Genomic DNA, 24828 nt, shown 5'->3' with positions numbered 1-24828 from the left:
GGCCCTCGACGCGGGTGTGGCGGGCGCCACTTACTCTGCGTGACAACCGCTACTTCTGCGCCCGCACCGGGATGTCGAGGATCACCCGGGTGCCGCGCTCGGGCGCCGGGACCATGTCGAAGGTGCCGCCCAGCTCGCCCTCGACCAGGGTGCGGACGATCTGCAGCCCGAGATTTCCGGCGGTCCGCGGGTCGAAGCCCTCCGGCAGGCCGACGCCGTCGTCCTGGACCGTGACCAGCAGGCGCGCCTCCTTCGTCGTACCGCCGCGCACCGCCGAGACCTCGACCGTGCCGGTGTCGCCCTGGTGGAAGCCGTGCTCGAGCGCGTTCTGCAGCACCTCGGTGAGCACCATCGACAGCGGCGTGGCGACCTCGGCGTCCAGGATGCCGAAGCGGCCCGTGCGCCGGCCGGTGACCTTGCCCGGGGAGATCTCCGCGACCATGGACAGCACGCGGTCGGCGATCTCGTCGAACTCCACCCGCTCGTCCAGGTTCTGGGACAGCGTCTCGTGCACGATGGCGATGGAGCCGACCCGGCGGACCGCCTCCTCAAGCGCCTCCCTGCCCCGGTCGGAGTCGATGCGCCGGGCCTGGAGCCGCAGCAGGGCCGCGACGGTCTGGAGGTTGTTCTTCACCCGGTGGTGGATCTCCCGGATGGTGGCGTCCTTGGTGATCAACTCGCGTTCGCGGCGCCGCAGTTCCGTCACGTCCCGCAGCAGCACCAGCGAACCGATGCGCGTGCCTTTCGGCTTGAGCGGGATCGCCCGGACCTGGATGACCCCGTCACTGGCCTCGATCTCGAACTCCCGCGGCGCCCAGCCGCTGGCGACCTTGGCGAGCGCCTCGTCCACCGGGCCCCGGGTCGGGGCGAGTTCGGCGGTGGTCTGGCCCAGGTGCTGGCCCACCAGGTCGGAGGCGAGGCCGAGCCGGTGGTAGGCGGACAGCGCGTTCGGGGAGGCGTACTGGACGATGCCGTCCGCGTCGAGCCGGATCAGGCCGTCGCCGACGCGCGGCGAGGCGTCCATGTCCACCTGCTGGTCCGGGAACGGGAAGGAGCCGGCCGCGATCATCTGCGCGAGGTCGGAGGCGCTCTGCAGATAGGTCAGCTCCAGCCGGCTCGGGGTGCGCACGGTGAGCAGGTTGGTGTTGCGGGCGATCACGCCGAGGACACGGCCCTCCCGCCGGACGGGGATCGACTCGACCCGGACGGGGACCTCCTCGCGCCACTCCGGGTCGCCCTCGCGCACGATCCGGCCCTCGTCGAGCGCCGCGTCCAGCAGGGGCCGGCGGCCGCGCGGGACGAGGTGGCCGACCATGTCGTCCTGGTAGGAGGTGGGGCCGGTGTTGGGCCGCATCTGGGCGACCGAGACGTACCGCGTGCCGTCGCGGGTGGGCACCCACAGGACCAGGTCGGCGAAGGAGAGGTCGGAGAGCAGCTGCCACTCCGACACCAGCAGATGCAGCCACTCGAGGTCGGAGTCGTCGAGGGCGGTGTGCTGGCGGACCAGTTCGTTCATGGAGGGCACGGGTGCGAGCGTACCTGGCGGTTTGTACGGCCCTGAAATACACGGCGCGCACCTGGGCGGCGGGGAGGGGGCGGGCCGGTCGGCGCCCCTGCAAGGGACGGGCCCGTGACCGCGGGGCCGTGGCCCCGGAGACACCCGCGGGCCGCGGCGCCTGGGAGGGACCCTCAACCCTCCCGGCACCGCAGCCCGGAGCAATATCGGCCGTGGGGTGTGCGGTCCCGGTCGGCCGAAGGTGAGGAGCCGGGGCAGTCAGGGCAGAGAGCTCCGGTTCCTCGATCCGTCTTCCTGTGCGGGGAAGACGGAGGCTGTGATCGCTGCGCTCGGTCGTGCTCGCACCGTCCTGACGATTCTGGACTAGACCACTGGGCCTGTCCATGCGCCGGTGCGAATCGCGCTCGCGCAGCCTCTGTGAAGTTGATGCACCGCAGCCTAGCCCGCCCTGGTCAGCAACGGGGCCACACCGTCGCGGCAAATTCCGCGAACGCTTCCGGTTCCTCCCGGCTCGCCCCGTCCCGCGCCCCGGCCCGCGCCCGGCCCACGCCCCGGCCGGCGGCCCCGCGGCGGGGCACGGGACGGGACGGGGCGCGCCCGGGACGGGCACGGGCGGGCGCCCAGGAGGCCGGAGCAGGCACCGCGCCGCCCGGCGGTGGCGGGCGCGAAGTGGTGCGGAGACCCTGGGAGAGGGACGCCCGCCTCTGTTAGATTGGTCTAAACCACAGTGCCCGAATCCGGGCACCGGGCCCCCGGCGGCTCACCCCCGCCTCCCCGGTCCCGGCCACCCCGGTCCCCTCCCCGAGTCCCCTCTTCGAAACGGCAGGCCAGCGTGGAAGTTGTCATCGTTCCGGACGCCGAGGCGGGCGGCGAGCTGATCGCCGAGGCCATGGCGCAGCTGCTGCGGCGCAAGCCCGACGCCCTGCTCGGCGTCGCCACGGGCTCGACGCCGCTGCCCATCTACCGGGCGCTGGAGGCGAAGGTGCGCTCCGGCGCCGTGGACACCGGCCGGGCCCGGGTCGCACAGCTCGACGAGTACGTGGGGCTGCCCGCCGACCACCCGGAGTCCTACCGCTCGGTGCTGCGCCGTGAGGTGCTGGAGCCGCTCGGCATCGGCATGGAGCGGTTCCTCGGCCCGGACGGCACCGCCGAGGACGTGCAGGCGGCGTGCGAGGCGTACGACAGGGCACTGCCGGAGGCCGGCGGGGTGGACCTCCAGCTCCTCGGGATCGGGACCGACGGGCACATCGGCTTCAACGAGCCGTGCTCCTCGCTCGCGTCCCGGACGCGGATCAAGACGCTGACCGAGCAGACCCGGGTGGACAACGCCCGCTTCTTCGACGGCGCCATCGAACAGGTGCCGCACCACGTGATCACACAGGGCATCGGCACCATCCTGGAGGCCCGCCACCTGGTCCTGCTGGCCACGGGCGAGGGCAAGGCGGACGCGGTGGCGGCGACCGTCGAGGGCCCGGTCGCGGCGGTCTGCCCGGCCTCCGCGCTGCAGCTGCACCCGCACGCGACGGTGGTCGTGGACGAGGCGGCGGCGTCCAAGCTCAAGCTGGCGGACTACTTCCGGCACACGTACGCGAACAAGCCGGAGTGGCAGGGCATCTGACCGCCCCCGCCGCAGGCCACCGCGGACAGCGCTCTCGCTGGACTAGACCAGCAAGGGCGCCGACGGTATACAGAGGAGATCACGGAGCGTGCGGAGGCGCCCACTGAGGTCACCCCGCACGAAGCCGTGCCACGATGTGAGCCCGCGGCCGATGGCGTGTCGGCCGCTTCGGCACCGGAGCCGGGAAGGCAGAGCATGAGCACCGACGTGAGCAGTGCGGAGAACGACAGTGGCGCCACCGTCCGTACCGCGCGCGTGCCCAAGTACTACCGCCTGAAGAAGCACCTGCTCGACATGACCGAGACGATGCCGCCCGGCACCCCGGTCCCGCCGGAGCGGACGCTCGCGGCGGAGTTCGACACCTCCCGCACGACCGTCCGCCAGGCGCTGCAGGAGCTGGTGGTCGAGGGCCGGCTGGAGCGCATCCAGGGCAAGGGCACGTTCGTCGCCAAGCCGAAGGTCTCGCAGGCGCTGCAGCTGACGTCGTACACCGAGGACATGCGCGCCCAGGGCCTGGAGCCCACCTCCCAGCTGCTCGACGTCGGCTACGTCACCGCCGACGACCGGCTCGCCGATCTGCTCGACATCAGCGCCGGCGGCCGGGTGCTGCGCATCGAGCGGCTGCGCATGGCCAACGGCGAACCGATGGCCATAGAGACCACCCACCTCTCCGCCAAGCGCTTCCCGGCGCTGCGCCGCTCCCTGGTGAAGTACACGTCCCTGTACACGGCGCTCGCCGAGGTCTACGACGTCCACCTCGCCGAGGCCGAGGAGACCATCGAGACCTCGCTGGCCACCCCGCGCGAGGCCGGGCTGCTCGGCACCGACGTGGGCCTGCCGATGCTGATGCTCTCCCGGCACTCCTTCGACCGGCAGGGCGAGCCGGTGGAGTGGGTGCGGTCGGTGTACCGCGGGGACCGCTACAAGTTCGTGGCCCGCCTGAAGCGGCCGTAGGAGGCTCCGTCAGATCCCGTCGCAGTCGCGGTCGTATAACGGTCCAGAGCGTCAACGCCCGTTATCCGGACGAGGGGTTCCGTTCCTGCTGCACCTGACCTAGATTTCCTGCGCATTGCACAGGTGATCAGTGAGGGGACGGAACCGCGCGATGACGAATGCGCCAGATGTGTCCAGACCGGCGACGGTGACGCCCGTGCGCGTCGTCATCGCCCTCTGTCTTGTCGCGCCCTTCGTGGCGATGCTGTGGGTCGGGAGTTACGCGAAGGTGGACCCGGCGTTCATCGGGATCCCCTTCTTCTACTGGTACCAGATGCTGTGGGTGGTCGTCTCCACGGCGCTGACGGTGATCGCGTACCAGCTGTGGCGGCGTGACCAGCGCGCCCGTGCCTCCGTGAAGGGTGGTGCGGACAAGTGAAGGACGGCGTGAACGGCGTCGCGCTCGGCGTCTTCATCTTCTTCTTCCTGCTCGTCACCGTGATGGGCTTCCTGGCCGCGCGCTGGCGCAAGGCCGAGAACGAGCACAGCCTCGACGAATGGGGCCTGGGCGGGCGCTCGTTCGGCACCTGGATCACCTGGTTCCTGCTCGGCGGTGACCTGTACACGGCGTACACGTTCGTCGCCGTGCCGGCGGCGATCTACGCGGCGGGCGCGTCCGGCTTCTTCGCGGTGCCGTACACGATCCTCGTCTATCCGCTGATCTTCATGTTCCTGCCCCGGCTGTGGTCGGTGTCGCACAAGCACGGGTACGTGACGACCTCGGACTTCGTGCGCGGCCGCTTCGGCTCCAAGGGGCTGTCGCTGGCGGTGGCGCTGACCGGCATCCTGGCAACGATGCCGTACATCGCGCTCCAGCTCGTCGGCATCCAGGCCGTGCTGGACGTGATGGGCGTCGGCGGCGGCGAGAACACCAACTGGTTCGTCAAGGACCTGCCGCTGCTGATCGCGTTCGGCGTGCTGGCGGCGTACACGTACTCGTCCGGGCTGCGGGCCCCCGCGCTGATCGCGTTCGTGAAGGACGCGCTGATCTACATCGTCATCGCGGTGGCGATCATCTACATCCCGATCAAGCTGGGCGGCTTCGACGACATCTTCGCCAAGGCGGCCCACGCGTTCAGCCAGGTCAACCCGAAGACGCACAAGCCGCGCGGCGCGCTGGTCCCGGGTGAGGCCCAGCAGTGGACGTACGCCACCCTGGCCCTGGGCTCCGCGCTCGCGCTGTTCATGTACCCGCACTCGATCACCGCGACGCTGTCGTCCAAGAGCCGTGAGGTGATCCGGCGCAACACCACGATCCTGCCGCTGTACTCCCTGATGCTGGGCCTGCTCGCGCTGCTCGGTTTCATGGCGATCGCGGCCGGCATCAAGGTGCAGAACGGCCAGCTGGCCATCCCGCAGCTGTTCGAGGACATGTTCCCGGACTGGTTCGCGGGCATCGCGTTCGCGGCGATCGGCATCGGCGCGCTGGTCCCGGCGGCCATCATGTCCATCGCGGCGGCCAACCTGTTCACGCGCAACATCTACAAGGACTTCATCAAGCCGGACGCCACGCCGAAGCAGGAGGCCCAGGTCTCCAAGATCGTCTCCCTGCTGGTGAAGGTGGGCGCGCTGGTCTTCGTCCTCACCATGGACAAGACGGTCGCCATCAACTTCCAGCTGCTGGGCGGCATCTGGATCCTGCAGACCTTCCCGGCCCTGGTCGGCGGCCTGTTCACGCGGTGGTTCCACCGCTGGGCGCTGCTGGCGGGCTGGGCGGTCGGCATGGTCTACGGCACCCTCGTCGCCTACGGGGTTCCGTCGCCCACCAACCCGGGCCAGAAGCACTTCGGCGGCTCCGCGAAGGACATCCCCGGCATCGGCGAGATCGGCTACATCGGTCTCACGGCGTTCGTCCTGAACGTCGTGGTGACCGTCGTCCTCACCGTCGTCCTGAAGGCCGTCAAGGCCCCCGACGGCGTCGACGAGACGCGCCCGGAGGACTACACGGCGGACGCCGGTGACCCGGGCGTCAAGGCCGAACTCCCCCCGGCCACGGCGGGCGCCGGTCACTGAGGACCCCAAGCGCACGGGCCGCCGGTGAAAAACCGGCGGCCCGTCGTCGTACCCGTGGGGCACACTCGCCGTCATGGACATAGTGATCCGGCCCGTCGCACCCCGTGAACACGCCGCCCTCGGTGAGATCACCGCCCAGGCCTATCTCCTGGACGGGCTCCTGGACTTCGGCGAGAGCGACGCCTACCTGGGTGAGCTGCGCGACGTCGCCAAGCGCGCAGCCGCGGCCGAGGTGCTGGTCGCCACGGCGGACGGCGAACTCCTCGGCGGCGTCACCTTCGTACCGGACGGCGGTCCCATGGCCGACATCGCCCGCCCCGGCGAGGCCGAGATCCGCATGCTCGCTGTCGGCCGCGAGGCCCGTGGCCGGGGCGCCGGGGAGGCGCTGGTCCGGGCCTGCGTCGAGCGGGCACGGGCCGTCGAGGGCTGCCGGCGGATCGTGCTGTCGACGCAGCGGACCATGCACGCCGCGCACCGCATCTACGAACGCCTGGGCTTCGTCCGTACGCCCGAGCGGGACTGGAACCCGCTCCCCGAGCTCGACGACATCATGCTGCTCACCTACGCGTTGACGCTGTGAGATCAGCGCAACACAACATCTGGGGGTGACGCGACAGCCCGGCACTAGATGTATGCTCATGCTCGCTGTCGCCGCAGGGGAATCCGGTGCGAATCCGGAACTGTCCCGCAACGGTGTACATGCGTGCTTCGCGCACGCTGGTTCAGTCCGAGGACCTGCCGACAGTGCACCCGGCCACCCGGCCGGCGTGCCCTGACGTCCGGGCCTCGTGGAATGGGCCGGTGGACGCGACGCCGCGTGCGCTCGTGTGCTGCCCCCTGCCCTCGCCGAGGCCCCGTGCCGAGCGAGGGAGAGCCCCACGTGACCATCGCGCCAGCCGATCCGGCCTCAGCCGTCCAACGGGACCAGGACGGCCCCGGTGCCGCCCTGCTGCGCACCCTGACCGAGCTGACCGCCGACCTCCCCGACGCCGACCCCGGCCGGGTCGCCGCCGCCGCGCTGCGCGGCCGCTCGGCGCACGCCGACGAGGCGGAGCTGCGGGAGCTGGCCACGGAGGCCGCAGCCGGGCTCATCTCCGAGGACCCCGCCTACTCGCGGCTGGCCGCCCGTCTGCTCACCCTCTCCGTGCGCGCGGAGGCCGCCTCCCAGGGCGTCACGTCGTTCACCGGGTCGGTCGCCGTGGGGCACCGCGAGGGGCTCGTCGCCGACCGGACCGCCGCGTTCGTGCGGCTGCACGCCGAGCGGCTCGACGCCCTCGTCGACCCCGGCGCCGACGACCGGTTCGGCTACTTCGGCCTGCGCACCCTGCACAGCCGCTACCTGCTGCGCCACCCGATCACCCGCAAGGTGATCGAGACGCCCCAGCACTTCCTGCTGCGGGTGGCGAGCGGTCTCGCCGAGGACGACACGGTCCGTTCCGTGGACGAGGTCGCGGCGCTCTACGGGCTCATGAGCCGCCTCGACTACCTGCCCTCCTCCCCCACCCTCTTCAACTCCGGCACCCGGCACCCCCAGATGTCGTCCTGCTATCTGCTCGACTCCCCGCTGGACGAGCTGGACTCCATCTACGACCGCTACCACCAGGTCGCCCGGCTCTCCAAGCACGCCGGCGGCATCGGTCTGTCGTACTCCCGTATCCGCAGCCGCGGTTCGCTGATCCGCGGTACCAACGGGCACTCCAACGGCATCGTGCCGTTCCTGAAGACGCTGGACGCCTCGGTCGCCGCGGTGAACCAGGGCGGGCGGCGCAAGGGCGCGGCCGCGGTGTACCTGGAGACCTGGCACTCCGACATCGAGGAGTTCCTGGAGCTGCGGGACAACACCGGTGAGGACGCCCGCCGTACGCACAACCTGAACCTCGCGCACTGGATCCCGGACGAGTTCATGCGCCGGGTGAACGCCGACGCGCAGTGGTCGCTGTTCTCCCCGGCCGACGTGCCCGAGCTGGTCGACCTGTGGGGCGAGGAGTTCGACGCCGCGTACCGCAAGGCGGAGGACGCGGGGCTGGCGAAGCGGACGCTGCCCGCGCGTGAGCTGTACGGCCGCATGATGCGCACCCTCGCGCAGACCGGCAACGGCTGGATGACCTTCAAGGACGCCGCCAACCGCACCGCCAACCAGACCGCCCTGCCCGGGCACGTCGTGCACTCCTCCAACCTGTGCACGGAGATCCTGGAGGTGACGGACGACGGCGAGACCGCGGTGTGCAACCTCGGCTCGGTCAACCTCGGCGCCTTCGTGGCCGACGGGGACATCGACTGGGAGCGGCTGGACGCCACCGTCCGCACGGCCGTCACCTTCCTCGACCGCGTCGTCGACATCAACTTCTACCCGACCGAGCAGGCGGGCCGCTCCAACGCCAAGTGGCGCCCGGTGGGCCTGGGCGCGATGGGTCTGCAGGACGTCTTCTTCAAGCTGCGGCTGCCGTTCGACTCCCCCGAGGCCAAGGCGCTGTCCACCCGGATCGCCGAGCGGATCATGCTCGCCGCGTACGAGGCGTCCGCCGACCTCGCCGAGCGCAACGGCCCGCTGCCGGCCTGGGAGAAGACCCGCACCGCCCGGGGCGTGCTGCACCCCGACCACTACGACGTGGAGCTGACCTGGCCGGAGCGCTGGGCGGCGCTGCGCCGCCGTATCGCCGACACGGGCATGCGCAACTCCCTGCTGCTCGCCATCGCGCCGACCGCGACCATCGCCTCCATCGCGGGCGTGTACGAGTGCATCGAGCCGCAGGTGTCGAACCTGTTCAAGCGCGAGACGCTGTCCGGCGAGTTCCTCCAGGTGAACTCCTACCTGGTCGCCGACCTGAAGAAGCTCGGCGTGTGGGACGCCCGTACCCGGGAGGCGCTGCGCGAGTCGAGCGGCTCGGTGCAGGACTTCGCGTGGATCCCCGAGGACGTGCGCCGGCTGTACCGCACGGCGTGGGAGATCCCGCAGCGCGGTCTGATCGACATGGCGGCGGCGCGGACCCCGTTCCTGGACCAGGCCCAGTCCCTGAACCTGTTCCTGGAGACGCCGACGATCGGCAAGCTCTCCTCGATGTACGCCTATGCCTGGAAGTCCGGGCTGAAGACGACGTACTACCTGCGTTCGCGCCCCGCGACGCGCATCGCCCGCGCCGCCCGGGCGCAGGCCACCGTTCCCGTCCAGCAGGCGGCCACCGACGAGGCGATCGCCTGCTCCCTGGAAAACCCCGAGTCCTGCGAGGCCTGCCAGTGATGACCACCCGTAACACGAACCTCCTCGACCCGGGCTTCGAACTGACCCTGCGCCCCATGCGCTACCCGGACTTCTACGAGCGCTACCGGGACGCCATCAAGAACACCTGGACCGTGGAGGAGGTCGACCTCCACTCGGACGTCGCCGACCTCGCGAAGCTGACGCCGGCGGAGCAGCACCTCATCGGCCGGCTGGTGGCGTTCTTCGCGACGGGCGACTCGATCGTCGCGAACAACCTGGTGCTGACGCTGTACAAGCACATCAACTCCCCCGAGGCGCGCCTGTACCTGTCGCGGCAGCTGTTCGAGGAGGCCGTGCACGTCCAGTTCTATCTGACGCTGCTGGACACCTACCTGCCCGACCCGGACGACCGCGCAGCCGCCTTCGACGCGGTGGAGAACATCCCCTCCATCCGGGAGAAGGCCGGGTTCTGCTTCAAGTGGATCAACGAGGTCGAGAAGCTGGAGCGCCTGGAGTCCAAGGCGGACCGGCGCCGCTTCCTGCTCAACCTCATCTGCTTCGCCGCGTGCATCGAGGGCCTGTTCTTCTACGGCGCCTTCGCGTACGTCTACTGGTTCCGCAGCCGGGGCCTGCTGCACGGCCTCGCCACCGGCACCAACTGGGTGTTCCGGGACGAGACCATGCACATGTCGTTCGCCTTCGACGTGGTCGACACCGTCCGCAAGGAGGAGCCGGACCTCTTCGACGACGAGCTGGGGCAGCAGGTCACCGACATGCTCAGGGAGGCCGTCGAGGCCGAGCTGCAGTTCGCGCGCGACCTGTGCGGTGACGGTCTGCCGGGCATGAACACCGACTCGATGCGGCAGTACCTGGAGTGCGTCGCCGACCAGCGGCTCACCCGCCTCGGCTTCGCCCCGGTGTACGGCTCGGAGAACCCCTTCTCCTTCATGGAGCTGCAGGGTGTTCAGGAGCTGACCAACTTCTTCGAGCGGCGCCCGTCGGCGTACCAGGTCGCGGTGGAGGGCACCGTCGACCTGGACGAGGACTTCTGAGCCGTTGCCTCTGCCCCGGCCTCCTGGGCCTCCTGGATCTGCCGGTCCATCCGTCGCTCGCGCACGGCGCCGAGTGCGGACGGCAGCATCAGGAGGACCAGGATCCCCAGGGTGAAGAGCATTCCGATCAGGCCTTCGATCTGGTTTCCGTTCATGGACACCACTCTCGCGCGGGACACTCCTTACCGGGAGTGGCAGGACTGCCGCAGACCCTCGAATTACTGCCATCGACGAGGCACACTGGCAGCATGCTGAAGAACGTGGCCGCCGTCCTGCTCGACGGTGTGCATCCCTTCGAACTCGGCGTCGTGTGCGAGGTCTTCGGCCTCGACCGCAGCGACGACGGACTGCCGGTGTACGACTTCGCGGTGGTCTCGGCCGAGGGCCCGGCGCTGGGCACGCACGTCGGCGGGCTGACCGTGTCCACCCCGTACGGCCTGGACCGGCTGGAGGAGGCCGACCTGATCGTCGTCCCGGCCGGCGACGACTTCACGCACCGCATCTATCCGCCGGCGCTGCTGGACGCCCTGGTGGGCGCGGTGGAGCGCGGGTCACGGGTGCTGAGCGTGTGCTCCGGCGTGTTCGTGCTGGGCGCCGCCGGGCTGCTGCACGGGCGGCGCTGCGCCGTGCACTGGCACCACGCCGACGAACTGAGGCGGCAGTACCCGCGGGCGGTCGTCGAGCCGGACGTGCTCTACGTCGACGAGGATCCGGTGATCACCTCGGCGGGCACCGCCGCCGGCATCGACGCCTGTCTGCACCTGGTGCGCAAGGAGCAGGGGCCGGAGGTCGCCAACAAGATCGCCCGGCGCATGGTCGTACCGCCGCACCGGGACGGCGGGCAGGCGCAGTACATCGAGCGGCCGCTGCCGAAGGATTCCTGCGACACCGTCGGCGAGGTGCTGGCCTGGATGGAGCAGCACCTCGATCAGGAGGTGACGGTCGAACAGCTCGCCGCGCGGGCCCACATGGCACCGCGCACCTTCGCCCGGCGCTTCCAGCAGGAGACCGGCACGACGCCGTACCGGTGGATCCTGCGCCAGCGGGTGCTGCTGGCGCAGCGGCTGCTGGAGGCGACGGACGAGACGATGGACGCGATCGCCTGGCGTACCGGGTTCGGTACGGCGGCGGCGCTGCGGCACCAGTTCACGCGCGCGCTGGGCACCACCCCGAACGCCTACCGCCGTACCTTCCGCGGCCCGCAGGCCGCCTGAGCGCTCAGCGCGGCACCGCCCGCACCAGCAGCCGGTGCGGGCGCAGGGTGATACCGACCCGGACGGCGTCGTTCGAGCCGGGCACCTGCTCGAAGCGGTACCGGGCGGCGAGCGCGGCGGTGACGAGCGTCAGCTGCGCCATCGAGAAGTGGTCGCTGGGGCACTTGCGGTTGCCGGTGCTGAACGGGCTCATGGCGTGTTTCGGCACGTCCTTGGCCCGCTCCGGAAGCCAGCGGTCCGGGTCGAACTCCAGGTTGCGGGCGTACGACTTCGGATCGCGCTGGATCGCGTACGGGCTGTAGATGATGTCCGACCCGGCCGGAATGCGCCAGCCACCGAGTTCGGTGTCGACGACCGCCCGCCGGGTCAATATCCATACGGCCGGCCGCAAACGCATGGCCTCGATGACGACATTGTTGGTGTGCCGCAGCTTGCGCACGTCCTCGAATGCGACGGGCCGCCCCCCGGTGACGGATTGCACTTCGCCGCACACCTTGTCGGCGTGTTCGGGGTGCTCGGCGAGTGCCTGAAGCAACCACATGATGGTGGAAGCCACTGTTTCGCTGCCAGGGGTCAGGATGGCGACCACCTGATCGTGGATCTCCTGCTCCCCGATGGGGTCGCCGTTTTCGTTCTTCGCGTCCAGCAAGGCCGTCAGCAAATCGTCCGGCTTTTGACCAGATGCGCGTCGCTCGGCGATGATCTCGTCGACGAGGAGATGCAAATCGGCCAGCGCCCGATTGAATTCCCGGTTCCCCGGCGTCGGCAGCCGGTACAGCGGCCCGAGCGGGACCACCATCCGGCGGTACATGCCGCGGAAGACGACCGCGAGGGCGGTGCACAGCCGCTCGGCGCGCTCGTCCATGTAGTCGCCGCGCAGCAGGCAGCGGGCGGCGATGCGCACCGCGACACGGAACGACTCACCGGTGGCGTCGATCGTCCCGGCGTCCCGCCAGCGCTCGACGAGGGCGTGCGCCTCCTCCTCCATGATCGGCCCGTAGGCCGGGATCGCGTCGAGCCGGAACGCGGGCTGGATGGTGCGCCGCTGCCGGCGGTGCTGGGGGCCGTTGGCGGTGGCCACGCCCTCCTTGCCGAGCAGCCCTTCCAGGGACTCCCACAGCGGACCGGCGATGTGGTAGTCGGGGCTGAGGGCGAGGGCGCCGGTCAGTTCCGGGGTGGTGACGGCGTACAGCGTCTTGGGTCCGAGCCTGAGACGGACGACGTCGCCGTGGTAGCGAAGGGCGGACATGAACCGCAGCGGATCACGGGCCAGCCGCCAGCCGTGGCCGAGGACGGGCACACCGCCGCCCGCGATCGGCGGCTCGCGCAGCTCCTGGGCCGTGGGCACCGAGGGCTTCACCGACTCGACGGTCATTTCTCACCTGCCGCTTCGTTGTTGACGTACGGGGGCGTGGACCGGTCGTCCCAGTTGTCGACCATGTACCGGCCGGACTCGTGGTGGAACCAGTAGACGGAACTGAACCAGTTCCGCATGTTCCCGACGCAGACCCGTACGGCGGCGCTCAGTTCCTTTCCGCGCACTGTGCCGTCATCGAGTCCGTCGGCGAACCGTAAAGCGTCCTGTTCCGCGTCGAGGAATTCCGTGATGCATTCCTCCACACGCCGCCGGACTTCGCGCACCGCCTCTTCCAGGGTCAGCCCCTCATGGGTGATGAGACTGATTCCGAGATTGTGCACCTCGTCGCCCGCTATTTCCTTCGGCAGCGAGCACAGGTCGTTGTACCAGGCGGCGAATTCCTGGCTCAGCAGAGCCGGGCGCAGAAATGCGGGGTTCTTTCGTACGGCGTCGGGGAGTTCACAACCCGCGCTCGGTTCGAGCAGGTCGATCCAGATGTGGTGCGCGAAGGTGAGCCGGCGCAGGGCCAGATACTCCGCGACCGTCGGCACGACCCCCTCGGTGCGGTTGCGGAACTCGCGGTCGTAGGCCTCGATCACCGCGTGGAAGTGCCGGGTGAAGCGGGCGTTCCAGTTGCCCGGGAGGAACGAGAACAGCCGTCGCACGCTGTCCGCCAGCCCCGCGACCAGCGGATCCTCGTGGTGCAGATGGTCCTGGGGCGCGTCCAGCGCGGTGTGCAGCCGGCTCTTCAGACGGCGCCAGGCGACCGGCCTGCGGTGCACGATGTCGCGGTCGTGACGGTCGTCCCAGACGAAGAACCATGCGCTGTAGTCGGCGATGGCCTGGAGGACCTCGTCGGGGGCGCCCAGGTAGTAGCCCGCCATGAGGTCGGTGTAGCACAGGCCGTCGGCATATTCCTCGACCTTGTCCGCCGACATGAGCCGCTTTTCCAGCAACCAGGTTCGTGTCTTCTCCTGGAGCTTCGGCCAATACGGGTGCAACCGCCGGGGAAACGCCGCCTCGATCACCGGAAGAGTAAGCGACGGTGGCACTGCCACCGTCTTCGACGCCGCTCCGGCGCCGTGTGTGGTGCTGCATGGGAGAGCGTGCACGAAGTACCCCTCTCAGCCGCCGTTCGCGCACACCCCTCCTGTCGTACCGGGCGTGCGCCGTCGCGTATCCCCGCACTCTCCATTCAGCACCACAACTGACCGTTCTGGGAACGGATTTGCTTCATTCACTACCCCAACGTGCCGAGAATCTCCCCCTATGTGACTGCTTATCGATCAAGAGATGTGGTCAGGGGATCGAACACGCGACGGACAGACGAACGGCGTCCGTTCGGGCGGTGAGGCCCGAACGGACGCCGTTCGTGGGGCTGGTGTGCCGCGTCAGTCGTTGGCGACGACCGGGTAGCGCGGCTCGTTCTCGGCCATCTGCCGCAGCACGTCCTTGCGTTCGCGCTTGGAGAGCCGGTCGATGTACAGGTAGCCGTACAGGTGGTCGGTCTCGTGCTGCAAACAGCGTGCGAAGTAGCCGGTGCCGCGCACCTTGATCGGGTTGCCCTGCTCGTCCTGCCCGGTGACCTCGGCGTAGTCGGGGCGGGCGAGCGGCGCGTACGCCGTCGGCACGGACAGGCAGCCCTCATTGCTGTCGTCCAGGACGCGCCGGTCGGCCGGCAGCTCGACCGGCTTGGGGTTGCAGACCACGCCGACGTGCCGGACGCCGTTGTCGTCCTGGCAGTCGTAGACGAAGACCTTCAGGTCGACGCCGATCTGGTTGGCGGCCAGGCCCACGCCCTCGGCGGTGCGCTGCGAGGCGAACATGTCCGCGACCAGCTGCTGGAGCTCGTCCCCGAAGTCGGTGACGTCCTTGCACTCCTTGTGCAGGACCGGGTTGCCGACGACCGTGATCGGCCGCGAGGTGCCGCGCTCGCGCCAGGCGTTCTCGCGCTCCTCGCAGTCCTCCGTGTCGACGACGAACCCCTCGTCGTCGACGGGGAGCACGCCCTCGTGCTGCTGATCGGTGTCCTGCTGCGCCATGACCGACGTAAGCCTTCCTGAACAAAACAAAGGGATGCTGATACAGGGTACGGCGGGTCTAACAGACCTCTTCCAGATCCCGCCAGTCGCGCGAGTCCGGACTGTCCGCGACCCAGCCGTCCAGCAGCCCCCGGACCAGGGAGGCGGGGGCGGCGACGCCGCACTCGCGCTCCGGCACCCACAGCTGCCCGTCCGTGCGATGGCCGAGCGGGCCGGGATGACCGGGCTCGCTGTGATCGTGGGGGTCGAGATGCACCCCGTCGCCCTCGTCCGACGGCATCCGCGACTCCGAGCACATCCGGCACAGCAGCCGCACCGACGACGACCAGTCCTCCGCGGCGAAGCCGGCGTCCGCCGCGAGCTGCTCCAGCGCGTCCCGGTCGGCCTCGGTGGCCGCCTCGAGCAGGACGACCCAGGTCGGCACCGGCGAGGGCGCCCACAGCTCGATCTCGTCGAACACCGGGAAGGCGTGCCCGGTGGAGGTGGTCCGCTCGCCGTGCGGGACCCCGTCGTGCAGCACGACCTCGCCCCAGCGCCGCCCGGACGACGGCAGCGGGATGGACAGCACCTCGATCCGGGCGGGGTCGAGCCGCCGGCCCCACACCACCTCGGCCTCGCCCTCCGGTGAGAGCCGCACGGCCGCGCTGCCGAGATCCATGCCGACGGGCTCACCGGCGGCGGTGGCTCCTCCGGGCACGTGCAGCCCGTACGCCTGCCAGGCGCGGCGGGCCAGCGGCCAGTCCTGCAGCGCGGTGGCGGCGATCCCGACGTTCCACCAGTCGGGAGCGCCGGTCTCCTTCTCCAGCAGCGCCACGGCCCGCAGGCCCGCGGCCCGTGCCTGCTCCCAGTCGTGCCGGAACTTGTGCAGCAGGGCGAGGTTGAACCAGGACTCGGCCAGCCAGGGTTCCAGATCCGCCGCGCGTGTCAGCAGCGCTCCCGCGTCCTCGTACCGGCCGTCGCCGATCAGCGTGAACGCACGGTCCGTGGCCTGCCGCCAGGAGGCGGAGGGCCGGTGCCGTCCCTTGCCGAAGATCCTCACGATTCCCGCCTGCCAGTTCCAGTTCCGGAAAGTGGGCTGGCTCACGCCCCCGGACACCCTCTCCCTCGCATCCAACCACGTACGCCGGGAGGGGCGCTCATTACCCATGGGTTACCCAGCTGGGGGCCGGGTCAGACTGCTGCCGGGACAACACCCTGGCCAGCGCTTCCACCACGTCCGGCGCGTAGTCCCCGGCCGTCCCGAGGCGCAGTTCCTCCAGGGCGTTCAGCGCCCCGCCCGCTCCGGTACCCCGCGCCTTCTCCTCGTAGGCGTTGACCGCGCGCACGATCCGCGCGGCGAGCGGCTGCTCGCGGCAGGGGTCGGCCTGCCGCTCCACGACCGTGGCGACCTGCCGGCTCACCCCGGTCTGCCGTACGACGGCCCCGCCGAGCAGCGCGATCCGCCGCTGCTCCTCGGCCGGGAGGTGGGCGGTGGCCCCGTCCGGGACCGGGTCGACCAGGCTCAGCTGCCCGATGTCGTGCATGAGCGCCGCGTACTCCAGCACGGTCAGCTCCGGCTCGCTCAGCCCGAGGTCGCGCCCGACGGCCTGGCTGAGCTCGGCGACACGGCGGGCGTGCCCGGCGGGCGTGTACCCGGCGATCTCGGTGGCCCGGGCCAGGGAGGCGATCGTCTGCCGGTAGGTGGCACGCACCGCCGCGTACCGGCGGAAGGCCAGCTGGGTCAGCAGCAGCGGCGCACAGAACACCGGCAGCGCCCACAGACCCGCGACGGCCACCGCCAGGGCCATCACCGCCCCGGTGGCGCACACCGCCGAGCCGACCCCGGGCAGTGCGCGCAGCTGGTCGCGCAGCAGCGGCCCGAACGGCCAGCGGGTGCGCGCGTGGGCCAGGGCGGCGGCGAGCACCGCGTCGCACAGGGCGGTCAGCGCGAGGAGCGCGACCAGCAGCAGGGCGTAGGCGGGGCCGATCCAGGCGTCGAAGACGCCCCGGTTGAACAGCGGCTGGAAACAGGCGGCGGCGAAGCCGGCGGTCAGTGCGCGCCGGGCCAGGTCGTCGAGGCTCGGCCCGCGCCCCCGCGCGATGTGCGGCACCCCGCCGAGCAGGGCGGCCGCGCAGACGACGGCGACGACCTGGGCGACCCCGTGTCCGGTCGGCCGTCCGGCGCACTGCCCGAGCAGGGCGTACGACAGCGCCCCGGCGGCGCCGAGCGGAGCGGGCTCCCGAAGGTGCGGGCCACTCCAGCGGGTGAGTTCGCCGACGGCGACGAGGGCGCCGAAGGCGAGGGCGACGGGCCGGTCGGCGAGGCCGGCGTGCAGCGTGCCGACGAGACAGACGACCGCCAGCACCCCGGCACCGGTGTGCACACAGAGCAGGAGCGCCGAGACCGGCCGCCCGTTCACCGCCGCGCCCCCGAGCATCGGCCCCGCCGGGCCACCGCCCGGCCCCCGCCGGACGGGCCGGGTCCCCTCACCGGTGCACCCCTCGGCTCGACCCGGAGCGCGGGACGGGCAGCGTGCCCGCTGCGGGGGTCTCCTCGGCGGTGACGGTGGGGTGCCAGCCCTGCCGGGTCACCGCCCGGACCAGGGCCTCGACCATCCGCGGGTCGAAGTGGGTCCCCGCGCACCGCCGCAGCTCCGTCAGCGCGGCCGGGACCGGGCGGGCTCTGCTGTAGGAACGGGTGGACGTCATCGCGTCGAAGGCGTCGGCGACGGCCACCACACGGGCGGGTTCGGGGATCCGGCCCCCGCTGAGACCGTACGGATAGCCGCTGCCGTCGATGCGTTCGTGGTGGTGCAGGACGGCCGAGCGGGCCTCGCCGAGGAAGGAGATGCCGCGCACGATGTCATGGCCGTACTCGGGGTGCAGTTCGATGATCCGGCGTTCCTCGGGGGTGAGCGGGCCGTCCTTGCGCAGCAGGCGCGTGGGGACGCCGAGTTTGCCGACGTCGTGCAGGATCCCGGCGAAGCGCAGGACCTCCACGCGTTCGTCGCTCATGCCCAGTTCGCGGGCGATCATCATCGACGCCTGGCCGACGCGCTCGCTGTGGCCGCGGGTGTAGCCGTCCTTGATGTCGACGGCCTGCACCAGCGCCCGGATCGTGGCCTGGTGGGCGGCGCGCTCCCGGTGGTACTGCGCGAAGACCCACCACGACACGCCCATCGGCAGCAGGACGAGGAGGGCGGCGACGGGGCCGTAGGGGCTGCGCCAGAGCACGGCCGTCATCAGCCCGGCGAGCCCGTGCACGGCGAGCGGGCCGAGGGAGCGCAGGAACAGGCCCTGCCAGGCGCGGCGCAGCGGCCTGCGTTCGGCGAGGGCGCGGATGCCCCCGTCGAGCAGGACGAGGACGAGGCAGAAGGTGAGCACGGCCGCGCCGGCGGGCAGCAAGACGTACGGGAAGTGGCAGGCGGCGACGGCGTCGCGGCCGCCGAGCGCGCCGTGCACCCGGGCCGCCGCCCAGGCGCCGACGGCGAGCTGGGCGGCGCGCCAGAGCCGGCGCAGCAGTGCGGGGCGCTGCTCGACCGGTGCGAGCAGGGCGCCCGGCAGGGGCACGAGCGCCGCCGCGGGCGCCGGCAGCAGCAGGGCGCCGGCGAGCAGGACCGGGTAGAACGTTCCGGCGAAGCGGCGGCGGGCGACGCGCTCGCCGACGGCGTAGACCGCCGCGAGCGGGACGACCGCCGGCCACGGCACCGCCGAGGACGGCACGCTAAGCAGGCAGAGCAGCGCGCAGAGCACGACACCGGCCACGTACACACGCGCCCGTGCCGGAACCGTCTCCATGAAGGACCCTCCCCCGACCGTGCCTGCGCCAGGCTTCGGAGCCTAGGGCGGTGTCAGGGGGCTCCGCGGGCGTAAGACCCGCGGATTAGCACATTCGGGTGACGGCAGGGCGGGTCAGGACTCCTGCGGCGCGGCCGTGACGTCGTGCTCGGGCACGGCCTGCCCGGAGCGGATCAGGTCGAGCCGGCCGAGGACCTTGGCGCGCAGGTCGGTCGGCACGTCGTCATGACCGCAGCACCGCTTGACCAGCTTCTTCACGGCCTGCTCCAGGCCGTACTTCTCCAGGCACGGCGAGCACTCCTTGAAGTGCTGCTTGAACTTGTCGCGGTCGACGTCCGGCATCTCGCTGTCGAGGAACTCGTACAGGTGGTCGAGGACCTCACTGCAGTCCGTCTCGTGCGGCTCTCCGCAGCTCATGAGCCCGAGCCTTTCGCTTCGTTCGACTCTCCGGCGCCGGCCGGGACCAGTCCGCGCTCGCGGGCGTAGTCCTCGAGCATGCCACGCAGTTGACGGCGGCCCCGGTGCAGCCGGGACATCACCGTACCGATGGGTGTCCCCATGATGTCCGCGATCTCCTTGTACGCAAAGCCTTCTACGTCCGCGAGGTAGACGGCGATGCGGAACTCCTCGGGGATCGCCTGCAGCGCTTCCTTGACGTCCGAGTCGGGCAGGTGGTCGAGCGCCTGCGACTCAGCGGAGCGCAGACCCGTCGACATGTGCGACTCGGCACGCGCGAGCTGCCAGTCCTCGATCTCCTCCGCGGCGGAGCGCTGGGGCTCACGCTGCTTCTTGCGGTAGGAGTTGATGAACGTGTTGGTGAGGATCCGGTACAGCCACGCCTTGAGGTTGGTGCCCTCGCGGAACTGGTGGAAGGACGCGTACGCCTTGGCGTACGTCTCCTGCACCAGGTCCTCGGCGTCGGCCGGGTTGCGCGTCATGCGCAGCGCGGCCGAATACATCTGGTCGAGGAATTCGAGGGCGTCCCGCTCGAAGCGCGCGGTGCGCTCGGCGGTCGTCTCCGTGCTCGCGTCCGCGCCGGCGCCCTGGCCCTCGGGCAGCCCCGTCTGGCCGTTGTCGGTCCCTGCGTCGGTACCGGGAACCGGACCCACCTCCTCAAACGTCGTCGGGCGGCCGAAACCGGTCCCACCCGAATCGGAGGATAGACGACGACCCGTGCCTGCCGCCGCTCGAATAGGAGCGGTCTTGGCCGCGTGCAGCACCGTCCAGTCCAGGTCGGCACGGCTGCTGCGGCTCGGGCAAAAGGTCGAACCCATGCGGCGGACTTCCTCTCCTACGGCGTCGGCGCTGGTTCCCCAGCACTTCTGTCCGCCTCAACAGCGACCGTCCGTCCCACATTCCCGAGGGTTTCAGGCCAGTGACGCGGCCCACCGCACGACGGCGTCGGTGATGATCTCCAGCGCCTGCTCCTGGGTGATCTCCGCCCGCTTGGGCACGGCGAACCCGTGATCGCCGGAGGCCACCTCGACCAGGTCGTACGACCCGTCGGGGAACTCCCCGGGCTTGCCGAACGGGTCGTTGCCGCCCTGCACGACCAGGGTCGGCACCCCGGCGCCGAGCAGTTCCCCGGCGCGGGACTTCTCCGGCTTTCCCGGCGGGTGCAGCGGGAAGCTCAGCGCGAGCACGGCGTGCGCGCCCAGCTCCGTGGCGGTACGGCAGGCCACGCGCGCCCCCGCGCTGCGTCCGCCGGAGATCACGGGCAGGCCGGGCGCGGTCAGCGCGGGCCACAGGCCCCGCCAGCCGGTGTCCAGCGTCTTCGGCGCGGGCGCGACCTTCTTCCCGGCCACCCGCCAGGGCTGCTCGACGAGAGCGACACTCACCCCCTGCCCGGGCAGCACCCGGGCGAGCGCCTGGAGGTCCCGGGCCTCGATGCCGCCGCCGGCGCCGTGGCTCACGGCCAGGACCAGCCGTGCCTTCTTCGCCGTGTGCCAGGTGATGCGGGCGTCCCCCGCGTCGGTGCTGATGATCTCGGTGGTCACGTCAGAAGAGTGTGCCCTCTTCCGGCGCCGCAAGCTCCTTCAGCAGCTCCTCGCCGTTGTTGCGCACGTTGCTCACGGCCGTGGAGACCGGATAGGCGCGCATCAGCCCGGCGGGCGGCGGCGCGAGCAGCTCCCGCAGCTCGTGGGGATCGGTGCGGGCGGGGTCCAGCCAGGCGTCCCAGCGGTCCGGGGTGAGCATCAGCGGCATCCGCGGGTGGATGTCGGCGAGCGAGCGCGGGCCCTGGTCGGGGGCGAGGGCGAGCGGGGTCTGCTCGGCCTCCGTGGTGATGACCGAGCAGGTCACCCACCAGGCCTGAGGGTGGTCGTCGGGCAGGGTGCGGTCGCGCCAGAACTCGTACAGCCCGGCCATGGCGAACACCGATCCGTCGGCCGGCAGCACGAAGTACGGCTGCTTGCGCGGCCGCTTCCGCTTCCCCTCGACCTCCAGCTCCCGCTCCTGCTCGCCGGTGACCCACTCGTAGTAGCCGTCGGCGGGCACGATGCAGCGGCGCGAGGTGAACGCGCGGCGGAAGGACGGCTTCTCGTGCACGGTCTCGGCCCGCGCGTTGATCATCCGGGCGCCGCCCTCGGGCGTCTTGGCCCACGACGGCACGAGCCCCCACCTCAGCTTCCGCAGCTGCCGAACCGGACGCGGGTCCGGGACGTCTTTGAGGGGGCGGTCCAGGACGGCGTACACCTCTTTGGTCGGGGCCACGTTGTAGTCGGGTGCCAGGGTCTCCTCCGGCTCCCACGTCTCGATCTCAAAGACTCCTGCGAGATCCTCGGGCCTACGACTCGATGCAAACCGTCCGCACATACGTGCCAGCCTGCCAGACTCCCCACCAGCAGAGGAGCCACTTCCCCCCATGGACCACCTCGCCGCCACCGCGCTGCCCGACCTCTGGGACCGGCTCTCCGGCACCCAGCCCGACCCGGACCTGTGGGTGGTGCTGGCCACCATGGTCGCGGCGCTGGCCGTGGTCGTCCCGCACACCCTGTGGCGGATATCCCGCAACGCCATCACCATCGCCCACGAGGGCGGCCACGGCCTGGTCGCGCTGCTCACCGGCCGGCAGCTGACCGGCATCCGGCTGCACTCCGACACCAGCGGACTGACGGTGAGCCGCGGCAAGCCGTACGGCCTCGGCATGATCCTCACCGCGGCCGCCGGGTACACCGCTCCCCCGCTGCTCGGCCTGGGCGGCGCGGCCCTGCTCGCCACGGGCCGGATCACGCTGCTGCTGTGGGTGGCGACGGCTCTGCTGGTGGCGATGCTGGTGATGATCCGCAATGCGTACGGCGCGTTGACGGTCCTCCTTACGGGTGGCACCTTCGTCGTCGTCTCCTGGCTCGCGGGACCGCAGGTGCAGGCGGCGTTCGCCTACGTGGTGGTGTGGTTTTTGCTGCTGGGCGGCGTGCGCCCGGCTTTCGAGCTGCAGGCGAAGCGGAGCCGGGGCGGCGCCGGGGACTCGGACGCGGACCAGCTGTCCCGGCTGACGCACGCCCCGGCCGGAGTGTGGCTGTTCCTGTTCCACGCGGTGTCGCTGTGCTCGCTGATCGGCGGGGGGCGCTGGCTGCTGGGGTGGTGACGGCGGGCCGCCGTACCGCCTGACGAGGGGTGCTCGCGACGACCTCCACCTCGCCGCTCCTTATAAAGTGGCCCCATGGCCCCGAACCCCGCACACACCGCCCTCTGGCCCGCCCCGCACGCGAGCGGAGCCGTCGACGCGACGGTCCACGTGCCCGGGTCCAAGTCGGTCACCAACCGTGCCCTGGTGCTCGCCGCCCTCGCCTCCGAGCCGGGCTGGCTGCGCCGCCCGCTGCGCTCGCGCGACACCCTGCTCATGGCCGGGGCCCTGCGCACGATGGGTGTGGAGATCGAGGAGGGCGTCGGCCCGGACGGCACCGGCGAGGCCTGGCGGGTGCTGCCCACCGGGCTGCGCGGCCCGGCCACGGTCGACGTCGGCAACGCCGGCACGGTGATGCGGTTCCTGCCGCCGGTGGCCGCGCTCGCCGACGGCCCCATCCGCTTCGACGGCGACCCCCGCTCGTACGAGCGTCCCCTGCACGGTGTCATCGACGCGCTGCGGGTGCTCGGTGCGCGGATCGACGACGACGGCCGGGGCGCGCTGCCGATGACCGTGCACGGCGGGGGCGCCCTGGACGGCGGTGCAGTGGAGATCGACGCGTCCTCGTCCTCGCAGTTCGTCTCGGCGCTGCTGCTGTCGGGGCCGCGCTTCAACCAGGGCGTGGAGGTCCGGCACACCGGCGCCACCCTGCCCTCCATGCCGCACATCCAGATGACCGTGGACATGCTGCGCGCGGTCGGCGCCCAGGTGGACACCCCGGAGTCGGGCGGCGAGCCGAACGTGTGGCGGGTGACGCCGGGCGCCCTGCTCGGCCGCGACCTGACCATCGAGCCGGATCTGTCGAACGCGCAGCCGTTCCTGGCGGCGGCGCTGGTCACCGGCGGCCGGGTCGTCGTCCCCGACTGGCCGGAGCGCACCACCCAGCCCGGCGACCGGCTGCGGGAGATCTTCACCGAGATGGGCGGCTCCTGTGAGCTGACCGACTACGGCCTCGTCTTCACCGGTTCCGGCTCGGTGCACGGCATCGACGTCGACCTCGGCGAGGTGGGCGAGCTGACCCCGGGCATCGCGGCGGTCGCCGCGCTCGCCGACTCCCCCTCGACGCTGCGCGGCGTGGCCCATCTGCGGCTGCACGAGACGGACCGGCTGGCCGCGCTGACCAAGGAGATCAACGAGCTGGGCGGCGACGTCACCGAGACCGCAGACGGCCTGCACATCCGCCCGCGCAAGCTGCACGGCGGTGTCTTCCACACCTACGAGGACCACCGCATGGCGACGGCCGGTGCGATCATCGGCCTGGCTGTTCCGGGCGTGGAGATCGAGAACGTGGCGACGACGGCGAAGACCATGCCGGAATTCCCCGAACTGTGGACCGGGATGCTCGGGGCGTAGGGGTTCACCATGCGCCGCTACGGCAAGCACACCGACGAGGACGACATCCGCACCCGCCCCGGACGCCGGGGCAGCAGGCCGCGCACCAGCATCCGGCCCAAGCACGAGGACGCCGCCGAGGGCATGGTCCTCACCGTCGACCGGGGCCGGCTGACCTGCCTCGTCGACGGCCGCACGATCATGGCGATGAAGGCGCGCGAACTGGGCCGCAAGGCCGCCGTGGTCGGCGACCGGGTGGCGATCGTCGGTGACCTGACCGGCCAGAAGGACACGCTCGCCCGGATCGTGCGCATCGAGGAGCGCACGTCGGTGCTGCGTCGTACGGCGGACGACGACGATCCGTTCGAGCGGGTGGTCGTCGCCAACGCCGACCAGCTGGCCATCGTGACCGCGCTCGCCGATCCGGAACCCCGTCCGCGCCTGATCGACCGCTGCCTGGTCGCCGCGTTCGACGGCGGCCTGGAGCCGCTGCTGGTGCTGACCAAGTCGGACCTGGCCCCGCCGGACAAGCTCCTGGAGCTGTACGGCGACCTGGACATCCCCTATGTCGTCACCAGCCGCGAGGAGCTGGAGAACGGCGGTGCCGCGGACCGGGTGCGCGCGGAGCTGGACGGGCGGATCACGGCGTTCGTCGGCCACTCGGGCGTCGGCAAGACGACGCTGGTCAACGCGCTGGTGCCGGAAGAGCGCCGCCGCCTGACGGGCCATGTCAACGCGGTGACCGGCCGTGGCCGGCATACCACCACCTCGGCGCTGGCGCTGCCGCTGGCCGGCGGGGACGGCTGGGTGATCGACACCCCCGGCGTGCGCTCCTTCGGGCTCGCGCACATCGACCCCTCCCGGGTGATCCACGCCTTCCCCGATCTGGAGGCCGGTACGGAGGGCTGTCCGCGCGCGTGCAGCCACGACGAGCCGGACTGCGCGCTGGACGCGTGGGTCGCCGAGGGCCACGCCGACCCGGCCCGGCTGTACTCGCTGCGCCGGCTGCTGTCCACGCGGGAGCGCACGGAAGGCGACTGAGCCGCTGCCGCGGTCGTCCGCGTTGTTTGCCGGGGCTCGGGTTCGGTAA

At 71.3% G+C, this 24828-nt stretch carries 23 protein-coding genes and 1 riboswitch; of the genes, 11 read left to right on the top strand and 12 right to left on the bottom strand.

Going from position 1 to position 24828, the window contains the following annotated elements:
• Window positions 1-49 precede the first annotated feature (49 nt).
• A complete protein-coding gene (locus ACZ64A_RS14430) occupies window positions 50-1525 on the bottom strand; it encodes a sensor histidine kinase (RefSeq protein ID WP_469810511.1) in 1476 nt (491 codons plus the stop codon).
• Between the two features lie 823 nt (window positions 1526-2348).
• Between ACZ64A_RS14430 and nagB the strand changes: the two genes are divergently transcribed.
• The 7 genes from nagB (at window position 2349) to ACZ64A_RS14395 (ending at window position 10391) form a co-directional block, all read left to right on the top strand.
• Window positions 2349-3134 carry a glucosamine-6-phosphate deaminase gene (nagB, locus tag ACZ64A_RS14425; protein ID WP_469810510.1) on the top strand — a complete coding sequence of 262 codons (786 nt, stop codon included), beginning with the start codon at window positions 2349-2351 and terminating at the stop codon, window positions 3132-3134.
• 195 nt (window positions 3135-3329) lie between these two features.
• Window positions 3330-4088 carry a GntR family transcriptional regulator gene (locus ACZ64A_RS14420; RefSeq protein WP_469810508.1) on the top strand — a complete coding sequence of 253 codons (759 nt, stop codon included), beginning with the start codon at window positions 3330-3332 and terminating at the stop codon, window positions 4086-4088.
• 151 nt (window positions 4089-4239) lie between these two features.
• Window positions 4240-4506 carry a DUF3311 domain-containing protein gene (locus tag ACZ64A_RS14415; RefSeq protein WP_469810507.1) on the top strand — a complete coding sequence of 89 codons (267 nt, stop codon included), beginning with the start codon at window positions 4240-4242 and terminating at the stop codon, window positions 4504-4506.
• A complete protein-coding gene (gene mctP / locus ACZ64A_RS14410; RefSeq protein ID WP_469810506.1) occupies window positions 4503-6140 on the top strand; it encodes a monocarboxylate uptake permease MctP in 1638 nt (545 codons plus the stop codon). The genes ACZ64A_RS14415 and mctP overlap by 4 nt, the downstream gene beginning before the upstream one ends.
• Before the next feature lie 73 nt (window positions 6141-6213).
• Window positions 6214-6720 carry a GNAT family N-acetyltransferase gene (locus tag ACZ64A_RS14405; RefSeq protein ID WP_469810504.1) on the top strand — a complete coding sequence of 169 codons (507 nt, stop codon included), beginning with the start codon at window positions 6214-6216 and terminating at the stop codon, window positions 6718-6720.
• Window positions 6721-6772: 52 nt separating this feature from the next.
• A riboswitch (cobalamin riboswitch) is annotated at window positions 6773-6897 on the top strand.
• A 123-nt stretch (window positions 6898-7020) separates the two neighbouring features.
• Window positions 7021-9378 carry a ribonucleoside-diphosphate reductase subunit alpha gene (locus ACZ64A_RS14400; protein WP_469810502.1) on the top strand — a complete coding sequence of 786 codons (2358 nt, stop codon included), beginning with the start codon at window positions 7021-7023 and terminating at the stop codon, window positions 9376-9378.
• Window positions 9378-10391 (top strand): ribonucleotide-diphosphate reductase subunit beta, encoded by a 1014-nt coding sequence (locus ACZ64A_RS14395; RefSeq protein WP_469810501.1) that lies wholly within the window; start codon window positions 9378-9380, stop codon window positions 10389-10391. Before ACZ64A_RS14400 ends, ACZ64A_RS14395 begins: the two co-directional genes overlap by 1 nt.
• Here the strand turns inward: ACZ64A_RS14395 and ACZ64A_RS14390 are convergent.
• On the bottom strand, window positions 10304-10546 hold the full coding sequence (locus ACZ64A_RS14390) for a hypothetical protein (protein ID WP_469810500.1): 243 nt from the start codon (window positions 10544-10546) through the stop codon (window positions 10304-10306). The two genes, ACZ64A_RS14395 and ACZ64A_RS14390, sit on opposite strands and share 88 nt — an antisense overlap.
• A 93-nt stretch (window positions 10547-10639) precedes the next feature.
• Between ACZ64A_RS14390 and ACZ64A_RS14385 the strand changes: the two genes are divergently transcribed.
• Window positions 10640-11605, top strand: coding sequence for a GlxA family transcriptional regulator (locus ACZ64A_RS14385; RefSeq protein WP_469810499.1), 966 nt, complete (start codon window positions 10640-10642; stop codon window positions 11603-11605).
• A 4-nt stretch (window positions 11606-11609) separates the two neighbouring features.
• Here the strand turns inward: ACZ64A_RS14385 and ACZ64A_RS14380 are convergent, their stop codons facing one another.
• From ACZ64A_RS14380 to ACZ64A_RS14335, 10 genes are all read right to left on the bottom strand, one after another.
• The gene (locus ACZ64A_RS14380; RefSeq protein WP_469810497.1) at window positions 11610-12980 is read right to left on the bottom strand and encodes a bifunctional albaflavenone monooxygenase/terpene synthase; all 1371 of its coding nucleotides are present in this window, start codon (window positions 12978-12980) and stop codon (window positions 11610-11612) included.
• The gene (gene cyc1, locus ACZ64A_RS14375; RefSeq protein WP_469810496.1) at window positions 12977-14074 is read right to left on the bottom strand and encodes an epi-isozizaene synthase; all 1098 of its coding nucleotides are present in this window, start codon (window positions 14072-14074) and stop codon (window positions 12977-12979) included. Before cyc1 ends, ACZ64A_RS14380 begins: the two co-directional genes overlap by 4 nt.
• 279 nt (window positions 14075-14353) lie before the next feature.
• Window positions 14354-15004, bottom strand: a complete 651-nt coding sequence (def, locus tag ACZ64A_RS14370) for a peptide deformylase (RefSeq protein ID WP_469810495.1) — start codon at window positions 15002-15004, stop codon at window positions 14354-14356.
• A 58-nt stretch (window positions 15005-15062) separates the two neighbouring features.
• Complete coding sequence (locus tag ACZ64A_RS14365; protein ID WP_469810824.1) at window positions 15063-16043, bottom strand: tetratricopeptide repeat protein; 981 nt, start codon at window positions 16041-16043, stop codon at window positions 15063-15065.
• 100 nt (window positions 16044-16143) lie between these two features.
• Complete coding sequence (locus ACZ64A_RS14360) at window positions 16144-17421, bottom strand: HD-GYP domain-containing protein (RefSeq protein WP_469810494.1); 1278 nt, start codon at window positions 17419-17421, stop codon at window positions 16144-16146.
• Between the two features lie 49 nt (window positions 17422-17470).
• A complete protein-coding gene (locus tag ACZ64A_RS14355) occupies window positions 17471-18781 on the bottom strand; it encodes an HD-GYP domain-containing protein (RefSeq protein WP_469810492.1) in 1311 nt (436 codons plus the stop codon).
• A gap of 114 nt (window positions 18782-18895) precedes the next feature.
• Complete coding sequence (gene rsrA / locus ACZ64A_RS14350; protein WP_366839367.1) at window positions 18896-19198, bottom strand: mycothiol system anti-sigma-R factor; 303 nt, start codon at window positions 19196-19198, stop codon at window positions 18896-18898.
• Complete coding sequence (locus ACZ64A_RS14345) at window positions 19195-19890, bottom strand: sigma-70 family RNA polymerase sigma factor (RefSeq protein ID WP_361631164.1); 696 nt, start codon at window positions 19888-19890, stop codon at window positions 19195-19197. The genes rsrA and ACZ64A_RS14345 overlap by 4 nt, the downstream gene beginning before the upstream one ends.
• A 258-nt stretch (window positions 19891-20148) precedes the next feature.
• Window positions 20149-20778: an alpha/beta hydrolase family protein gene (locus ACZ64A_RS14340; RefSeq protein ID WP_469810491.1), complete on the bottom strand. Its 630-nt coding sequence runs from the start codon at window positions 20776-20778 to the stop codon at window positions 20149-20151.
• Window position 20779: 1 nt separating this feature from the next.
• Window positions 20780-21595, bottom strand: coding sequence for an SOS response-associated peptidase (locus ACZ64A_RS14335; protein WP_469810489.1), 816 nt, complete (start codon window positions 21593-21595; stop codon window positions 20780-20782).
• A gap of 49 nt (window positions 21596-21644) precedes the next feature.
• Here ACZ64A_RS14335 and ACZ64A_RS14330 point away from each other — a divergent pair, with 49 nt between their 5' ends.
• The 3 genes from ACZ64A_RS14330 (at window position 21645) to rsgA (ending at window position 24779) form a co-directional block, all read left to right on the top strand.
• Complete coding sequence (locus tag ACZ64A_RS14330) at window positions 21645-22367, top strand: M50 family metallopeptidase (protein WP_469810488.1); 723 nt, start codon at window positions 21645-21647, stop codon at window positions 22365-22367.
• A 75-nt stretch (window positions 22368-22442) separates the two neighbouring features.
• Window positions 22443-23759: a 3-phosphoshikimate 1-carboxyvinyltransferase gene (gene aroA, locus ACZ64A_RS14325; RefSeq protein ID WP_469810486.1), complete on the top strand. Its 1317-nt coding sequence runs from the start codon at window positions 22443-22445 to the stop codon at window positions 23757-23759.
• Between the two features lie 9 nt (window positions 23760-23768).
• On the top strand, window positions 23769-24779 hold the full coding sequence (gene rsgA / locus ACZ64A_RS14320; RefSeq protein ID WP_469810485.1) for a ribosome small subunit-dependent GTPase A: 1011 nt from the start codon (window positions 23769-23771) through the stop codon (window positions 24777-24779).
• Window positions 24780-24828 lie beyond the last annotated feature (49 nt).

The sequence above is a fragment of the Streptomyces sp. NPDC104814 genome, from assembly GCF_055583185.1.
This window is presented reverse-complemented; position numbering and strand designations above follow the sequence as displayed.

Coding starts and splice junctions, on each gene's coding strand:
- ACZ64A_RS14385 (WP_469810499.1), top strand. CDS start 10,640: ATGCTGAAGAACGTGGCCGCCGTCCTGCTCGACGGTGTGCATCCCTTC.
- rsrA (WP_366839367.1), bottom strand. CDS start 19,198: ATGAGCTGCGGAGAGCCGCACGAGACGGACTGCAGTGAGGTCCTCGAC.
- ACZ64A_RS14330 (WP_469810488.1), top strand. CDS start 21,645: ATGGACCACCTCGCCGCCACCGCGCTGCCCGACCTCTGGGACCGGCTC.
- ACZ64A_RS14395 (WP_469810501.1), top strand. CDS start 9,378: ATGACCACCCGTAACACGAACCTCCTCGACCCGGGCTTCGAACTGACC.
- ACZ64A_RS14360 (WP_469810494.1), bottom strand. CDS start 17,421: ATGCTCGGGGGCGCGGCGGTGAACGGGCGGCCGGTCTCGGCGCTCCTG.
- def (WP_469810495.1), bottom strand. CDS start 15,004: ATGGCGCAGCAGGACACCGATCAGCAGCACGAGGGCGTGCTCCCCGTC.
- ACZ64A_RS14380 (WP_469810497.1), bottom strand. CDS start 12,980: ATGACCGTCGAGTCGGTGAAGCCCTCGGTGCCCACGGCCCAGGAGCTG.
- aroA (WP_469810486.1), top strand. CDS start 22,443: ATGGCCCCGAACCCCGCACACACCGCCCTCTGGCCCGCCCCGCACGCG.
- ACZ64A_RS14415 (WP_469810507.1), top strand. CDS start 4,240: ATGACGAATGCGCCAGATGTGTCCAGACCGGCGACGGTGACGCCCGTG.
- ACZ64A_RS14335 (WP_469810489.1), bottom strand. CDS start 21,595: ATGTGCGGACGGTTTGCATCGAGTCGTAGGCCCGAGGATCTCGCAGGA.
- ACZ64A_RS14390 (WP_469810500.1), bottom strand. CDS start 10,546: ATGAACGGAAACCAGATCGAAGGCCTGATCGGAATGCTCTTCACCCTG.
- ACZ64A_RS14355 (WP_469810492.1), bottom strand. CDS start 18,781: ATGGAGACGGTTCCGGCACGGGCGCGTGTGTACGTGGCCGGTGTCGTG.
- ACZ64A_RS14420 (WP_469810508.1), top strand. CDS start 3,330: ATGAGCACCGACGTGAGCAGTGCGGAGAACGACAGTGGCGCCACCGTC.
- rsgA (WP_469810485.1), top strand. CDS start 23,769: ATGCGCCGCTACGGCAAGCACACCGACGAGGACGACATCCGCACCCGC.
- ACZ64A_RS14405 (WP_469810504.1), top strand. CDS start 6,214: ATGGACATAGTGATCCGGCCCGTCGCACCCCGTGAACACGCCGCCCTC.